The sequence below is a fragment of the Stygiolobus sp. CP850M genome, assembly GCF_037389425.1.
GTDB lineage: Archaea > Thermoproteota > Thermoprotei_A > Sulfolobales > Sulfolobaceae > Stygiolobus.
Genome location: NZ_JBBHKR010000062.1, coordinates 144,784 through 151,451, shown reverse-complemented (window position 1 = coordinate 151,451; position 6,668 = coordinate 144,784). Strand labels below are relative to the sequence as shown.

Below are 6,668 nucleotides of genomic sequence, written 5' to 3'. Positions count from 1 at the left end.
ACATGCCTACACCCATACCTAGACCACTCTACTACGTAGCTAACTATCTGGATCACCACGACGTAGGAAAAGTAGCTGTTTACGTACAACCCATACAATACGACGGCAAAGAATATCCAGATGAGGGTTTTGCCGGTCTGCCTAACGTTACCTTTCTCCCGTTCTATAACTCAACGAATATAAGCACAATCCTAGCCTTTTACGGTGTACAATACGTAGTGACTAATAACCTAACTGTTGTGTCCTTTTTAAAGTCTGTAGGAGGGTTTAATCAGACGTATTGTGTGGACGGGATCTATGTCTTTGAGAATTTAGAATTCAAGACCTCTTTCACCTCGAAAGGGGTTTATATCCTAGCTACTTACCCTCAGAATCTTACCTTATTACCTAAAGGGGTAGCGGTAGTCCCGCCTTATGTACACATCCCTGAACAGTACCTTGCTGGTGTCATTGGTGGGAATAGTACCTACCTCCTTTACGACATATACCAAAACTACAGCTTAAACATACCAGCACAGAGGCTCCCCTACCCAGTCAACTTCTCATGTACCATCTATACTACCCTAACATCAATCCAGATACTTTCTACCTTCCCCGGGGCACGGCTAATTCAAGTTTTTAATCCGGCGTCGGAAAGTATAAAAGTCCCTTGGGGTGATGGGTATTATTACATAATTTTATCATACGTCCAGTACCCTGGAGGCGGAATAATTAAAGTCAGTAACGGCTCCTATTCTGTGGCGTTCAATACCAGCGGGGAATTGCGGGTAGTTGAAGTCGATATGAAGATACTAGTACACGGGGAAATCGTTTTAAGCCACGTAGACAACTTACCGATCTATGTCGTAGGAATGGAAGCGATACCTACACAACTCCTGAGCTCAGGTATACACTTAGACCCTAAAAACGTCACAGTCGTTTACTACCCGGTCACAGGAAATGTGATCCCGAGCGTGAATTACAACATAGTAATAGGTGAGGTGGAGACTCCAGCAAATCCGAATCTACTCCCATTCATCTTAGTAAACCTAGCCGTTTTTATTACCGTACTTTTTGAGTACTTTAAGAGAGACTAGTATAACAGCAGAGAGAATTAATGCTGACGTAAAGGCGTTTTCTATCAGAGGATACCTAGCAGTGTTACTGAGTTGAACATCTACCCCACCTTGAACCCTAGTCAAACCGCTCGGGAAATACAGTTTCGCATTAGGATTTAGCAGACTTGAAGAATAGAGTACATAAGTGGTGTTACCCACCAACTCACCGTTAACCCCGTACTGTAGAAAAACGATCTTGGAGGGGACGCCGGAGGAGTTCACGTAATAATAAGTGATGACCTCAACTCCCTCTAAGTTCTGCTCATTCTTGTAAATATATACACCATCCTCCTCGCCCACTAGGTAAAACGGTGCAGCCCTATAGACTACCTTATTTCCTACGTCAGTAAACACGTAAAGTGATGTAAGATTGGATAAATTGTTGACCTCCATTATAGGACCTATATATTCCGAGTTGTTTAGGTCTATCGAATAATATTCAAACTCTACAGAACCATTCGGAAAGACCTCAGTCACGTTTTCTATGACTAAGCCAACGAGTGTTTGGTTTATAGTGTAAAAATGGGAAATCATCATGTACTCTAGGAACGGGTGGGAAGAGTTAGACAACAAAAACGCTGTAGCAACTAGGTGGATCAGAAATAACATATTGGTTTATAAAGTTGAACAAGAAAATAAGGTTTTCTGAATAGAAGTTCACGAATCAGGCTCTGTAGTTTTACTTTCTAAATAAAAGTATGATTACTATAAGGAATGCTGCTGTGAAAATTATATACTTCATTATTTTCAAAGCTTCGGTCTCAGCCAAGGCTAAGAAGTTTAAGTTACTCACAGTCACAACATTGGCCTCCGTATACGTGGAGAGAAAAGATGGCAACCCCGCTGACGAGTTACCAATATTCGTTAACCAGAGCACTGCTGTAGCATTACCTACTATAGCTCCGTTAGCAGCAATTTGAATCGTCTGAAACTCTTTTATTATACCGTTCGGTTCCACCCATATAGTGTAGAGTATCTTAACGTCATCTATCTCATTAAGCTGGTAGTATTCATATAAACCGTTTACAGTCCCATTATAAACTAAACCATCCCTTACTTCCGGTTTTCCTAAGTCACTAGGATTAACAAACATAAATACGGTTGGGTGTGACACGTAGTCTAGACTATAAGCAGGTGGTAAATAACTGGTTGAATTTTTGTTATAAACTATGGTTTCGACCTCCATTGTACCGTTCTCATATACTAACGTTATGTTTTGGAAATAGAACTCGTAAAGGATATAATGCGAACCGTTAGGAAAATAACCTATTACAGTTTCATTATACAGTAGGAAACTACTTGAGGAGAAATGATATAATGTAGATGAGTTGGAATGTAAGCTTAAGGGAAAGAATAAGAGAATTAAGAGGAGAAAAAAGAAAAATTGTTTTAAAATAAACTCACACCTCGGTATTTTATCCAGTATAGGTTACTGCTACTTGTACTGTAGTACCGTCGCTGAGACCAATACTTATCTGGTAAGTACTACCTGGCTGTGGATTGAAAGTATTTGTCGATGGGAAGCTTATTACAACTGTGTTAGCACCAGCGGTCAATGTGTTACTTCCACCAACCACAGAGAAGGCATTTGCCGTTACACTGGTTCCTACTATTGATGCAGACACTATTTGTACATTACCGGTAGAGTGTAAAGTAACAGTAGCTGTGTAGTAACCACTGCCGGACTTATATAGTGTTCCTGTTCCTACTTGTGTTACTGTGGGTGTACCGCCTAGTGCACCGAATAGACCGAAAGCAAATCCTACAACTACTAAAGCAATTATAACACTGGCAATTACTAAGATTAACGCAGTTACAGCACCACTTAAACCCTTCTTACTTCTCTTAGCCTTTAGCTTTAGAGGCATCATTTTAGTTCAACAACAAATGGGTATATATCTATATAAAGTTTTTGTTAATTTTTTTAAGTCATATCATCTATTCATCTTAGATGATAATTTAATAACTTTAACATGAAAGTTCAGAATTCAACCAAATTAACATACTTAACTTAAGGGATTTCATAAATTTAAATTTATAATAAAATTTATAATAGAACACTGACACGTTAAGGATCTAATCATTGAACATTATTGCCGGAATGCTACGTTTCTCCCGACCCCCCGTAAGACGACATATACCTTATTAATTTCTACTATCATTATAATGTCGTGGAGAAGTCACTCTTTGACATCTTTATAGAGAATTACACTTACGGTAAAAATTACCTGATTACAGCCCCTACCGGCACGGGAAAAACACATATAGCCAAGCACTTGTTGACCAACACTCAAGAGATAGTAGTCTATATATCACCGTTAAAAGCTCTCTCACGCGAAGTCTACAGAGCGGTGAAAGAGAAAAGGAAGTCTAAGTACGTAGACTCAGACGTATACGAAGACGACTTATCTAAAGTGGACGCGGAAGTACTCCTCACCACTTACGAAAAGTTCGACTCTACGGTTAGGCATAACTACCGCTGGTTAAGGAGAGTTAGTACAGTGATAATAGACGAGGTACATAACGTAGAAAGTGATAGGGGATTAGCTATAGAAAATGTAGTCCTATGGGCAAAAACGAACAATGTACCAATTGTTGCGTTGAGTGCAACAGTCCCAGATGTAGAAAAGTACAGAGAGTGGTTATCTGCAGTGCTAGTAAAATACGAAAAGCGGAGTGTACCCTTGCACGAGTGTATAGTATACCCTTACGTCATGAGGTGCTATGATGACAACAGGGTCTTCTCTATAGCTAGGAGGGGGCTAAAGAACGTCAAGTTAGACCTCCTCCTTGGCGTGTTGGACTGGGTACTCTCCATAGGCAAGAACGCGTTGGTCTTTGTAAAGAGTAGAGCTTCGGCAGAACACTTAGCTGACACGCTAGTTAAGTTTAACATACCTGCACAGCCCTACCACTCCGGTCTGCCTTACGAGACGAGGGAGAAGGTAATTAACGATTTCACGGGAAACAAGGTCAAGGTATTGGTCTCCACTACAGCCTTAGGTCAGGGTGTTAACTTACCAGTATACACTACCATATTCTACGACTTGTCCCTGCCTGAAAGTGATGAGAGAGGTGAGTTCAAGGGCTGGAGGGACTTAGATCCCTCAGAGTTCAAACAGATCGCGGGAAGGGCTGGTAGGAGAGGGTTCGACAACGAAGGTTATGCGATAGTGATAGCGGAAACCGCTAGGGAGATGGAAAGGATAAGGCAAAAGTACTTTACACGAGGTGACGGAAGTACTGAAAACGGGAATACACTCTCTACCCCTTACACTCTTGAAAACCTCACATTAGGTGTAGTAGCGTGGGCTGAAGGGTTTGTTAGAGAGGAGATAGATAAAGTGATCAAAGGTAGTTTGAGGTTCCGCTACAGCAATGTAGACCCGGCGTTATCTACACTAGAAAAGGAGAATTTAGTCAGGGAAGAAGCAGGTAGTATTTACCTGACGGAGCTAGGTAGAGCTGTTGCTCTGAGTTACATAGATGTGTCTAGTCTTAAGGGCTTTCCAGTGAACGTAGACGACTTTGACGCGTTATCCGTAGTTTCGTCTTCTCCCGAAGTCTTACAAGCTTTGAGGGGGTGCACTGAAGGTAAAGAACTTCTCAGGAGATGGACCAACGGTGAGGACATCTTAGACGTGTGTAAGAAGCTGACAGCTAAGGACATTGAGGAAGTATTGTCTAATTCCAGATGGATAGCATTTGCACTTTACAGGGTGTTAAAAGCGTTAAAGCACAAGAAGAGTCAAGAGGCGTGGAACTTCTACGTCAGTTTGAAATACGGTGTTCCACTTAGTGGTGTTGAACTGGCTGCAAGGAAGTTGCATAGGGGTGTGGTCATGAAACTCCTTTTCATGGGAGTGCAAAAGCCCGAGGAGTTATGCGTGGTGTCAAAGTTACGTGAAATTGAGAAAGTATTGGTCTCAATGGGTGTAGGGGAATTAGAGTTCTGTAACCCTTACTTAGTGAGGTTAGCGGACTTCGTGAAAGAAAATTATGGAAAGGAGGTAGAGGACGTCACTGCTGCCATAAGGACTTTAATTAACATAGGTGTAATAAAGAGGGAGGAGGGCAAACTCAAGTGGAAGGAATATAAAGTGATGAGCTCGGGAAATATAAATGATCGGTGATTAGGGTCTTGAGTGCTGAGGCTTTAGTTACAATATTATGTCCGAGACTTTGCACCTAGGGTATAAATAGTGATTTAAATAGTATGTAATTAGCACACTCATATAAAGTGATTGTGAGTTTGAGATCGTTGGGCTCTTACCTTAGAAAAGATAAAGTTAGCGAATGAAAAGAAGGTTGAAAATAGCGAGTATTTTAATAGAACAGTAAAGCTATCTTATAAATTTCCAGTAGTCTTCAACTAGACTAACCAAGAAAGTAATAAAGAGTTAATCAGAAAAGGCAACGCTAAGAAGATTAAGGAAAATAACCCATGTTAGAATAATCAAGCTAGAAACATAAAATTTTCTATTGTTACCTCATTCGTTTATTAACATAAATCAAGTTCCTGAGCTCATGAGATAGTTACAGATATTAATAAAGAGAAAATATAATTAAGAGGAAAGCACAGAATAATATATAATAGGTAAGTTTTATTTAAGGCTTTATACTCCACGCTTGTCTCAGCATTAGATCTTCTAGGCTTTATGATGAAAAAGTCTTTTTATAATGTGGAAAATAGGTGAAATTTATAATATTTATAATACGTCCTAAAGTTTTGGCTTCTTAGTCTAAAATTGTAAATGCCTAAACTAATTTACTGCTTCTCATTTCTTATGTCGAACAAGACCTAAACTTAATTATTGTTCCTTTCATAATACTTTTTAAGGCTGATTAAACTTTTAGTAACTCCCATCCAGTCGACCCTGTTGACTCTTTTGAATGACATTTTATATACTCGTATATATGAGTATATCTTATGCAAGTGATAACTGTAAAGGTGCCAGATGAGTTATATGAGAAGATGAAGGCACATAAGGAGATAAATTGGAGCGAGGTCATTAGACAAGCTATCGAAAAGAAAATTAACGAGCTCGAGAACGTGAAAAGTGGGGAGGATTTAATTCGGGAGTTGGAAAGGCTTGGGATAAGGATTGAAGAAGTATCGATAGAACCACCGCAAGGTGAACGTAAATTTCAGGAGGAATTAAGGAGAAAATCTATGACACGAACGTACTAATAGACCTATTTAAGACCTCAAAGATAAAGGAGTTCGATTACATAATAACGTCAATATTTAACGTAATTGAATTTCCTCCAATACTGAAATACGCGAGTAAACTCATAATTATATACCCTACAAAGGATGATTATACTTTAGCATTAAAAATGATGGTAAAACTTAGGGAGTTAGGAAAACCAGTGGGAATTATAGATCTAATGATAGCATCTATCGCCGTCCAGAGAAATATGATAGTAGTTTCTAATGATAAAGACATCGAGGTAATTAAAGAAATAGAACCCAGACTTGAGGTCACAACATTTCATAACTGAGAGTACTACCTCCGATAACGTAAGCGCGTTTAATAGCTTAAGACTCCACGCACCAGTTACCGGGGT

General features: G+C 39.6%; 7 protein-coding genes. 4 read left to right on the top strand and 3 right to left on the bottom strand.

The genetic code is table 11. The features are described from left to right. On the top strand, nt 1-1,076 hold a 1,076-nt coding region (locus WIW89_RS07340; RefSeq protein ID WP_337720272.1), incomplete at its 5' end, for a hypothetical protein. On the opposite strand, the gene WIW89_RS07335 is transcribed toward WIW89_RS07340, so the two are convergent. The 3 genes from WIW89_RS07335 to WIW89_RS07325 all read right to left on the bottom strand — a co-directional run bounded on the left by WIW89_RS07335 (nt 1,029) and on the right by WIW89_RS07325 (nt 2,965). Further along, complete coding sequence (locus tag WIW89_RS07335) at nt 1,029-1,706, bottom strand: hypothetical protein (protein ID WP_337720271.1); 678 nt, start codon at nt 1,704-1,706, stop codon at nt 1,029-1,031. The genes WIW89_RS07340 and WIW89_RS07335 overlap by 48 nt on opposite strands. 70 nt (nt 1,707-1,776) lie before the next feature. Beyond that, complete coding sequence (locus tag WIW89_RS07330) at nt 1,777-2,283, bottom strand: hypothetical protein (RefSeq protein WP_337720270.1); 507 nt, start codon at nt 2,281-2,283, stop codon at nt 1,777-1,779. Between the two features lie 229 nt (nt 2,284-2,512). Next, nucleotides 2,513-2,965 (bottom strand): DUF973 family protein, encoded by a 453-nt coding sequence (locus tag WIW89_RS07325; RefSeq protein WP_337720269.1) that lies wholly within the window; start codon nt 2,963-2,965, stop codon nt 2,513-2,515. A gap of 303 nt (nt 2,966-3,268) precedes the next feature. Between WIW89_RS07325 and WIW89_RS07320 the strand changes: the two genes are divergently transcribed. The 3 genes from WIW89_RS07320 (at nt 3,269) to WIW89_RS07310 (ending at nt 6,602) form a co-directional block, all read left to right on the top strand. After that, nucleotides 3,269-5,230 (top strand): DEAD/DEAH box helicase, encoded by a 1,962-nt coding sequence (locus tag WIW89_RS07320; RefSeq protein ID WP_337720268.1) that lies wholly within the window; start codon nt 3,269-3,271, stop codon nt 5,228-5,230. Between the two features lie 797 nt (nt 5,231-6,027). Further along, nucleotides 6,028-6,288 (top strand): hypothetical protein, encoded by a 261-nt coding sequence (locus WIW89_RS07315; RefSeq protein ID WP_337699280.1) that lies wholly within the window; start codon nt 6,028-6,030, stop codon nt 6,286-6,288. Continuing rightward, nucleotides 6,243-6,602, top strand: a complete 360-nt coding sequence (locus WIW89_RS07310) for a type II toxin-antitoxin system VapC family toxin (RefSeq protein WP_337720285.1) — start codon at nt 6,243-6,245, stop codon at nt 6,600-6,602. Before WIW89_RS07315 ends, WIW89_RS07310 begins: the two co-directional genes overlap by 46 nt. Nucleotides 6,603-6,668: the final 66 nt, after the last annotated feature.

What these genes read in the sequence shown, in the direction of transcription:
- WIW89_RS07335 (WP_337720271.1), bottom strand. Translation starts at nt 1,706, where the DNA reads ATGTTATTTCTGATCCACCTAGTTGCTACAGCGTTTTTGTTGTCTAAC.
- WIW89_RS07330 (WP_337720270.1), bottom strand. Translation starts at nt 2,283, where the DNA reads ATGGAGGTCGAAACCATAGTTTATAACAAAAATTCAACCAGTTATTTA.
- WIW89_RS07325 (WP_337720269.1), bottom strand. Translation starts at nt 2,965, where the DNA reads ATGCCTCTAAAGCTAAAGGCTAAGAGAAGTAAGAAGGGTTTAAGTGGT.
- WIW89_RS07315 (WP_337699280.1), top strand. Translation starts at nt 6,028, where the DNA reads ATGCAAGTGATAACTGTAAAGGTGCCAGATGAGTTATATGAGAAGATG.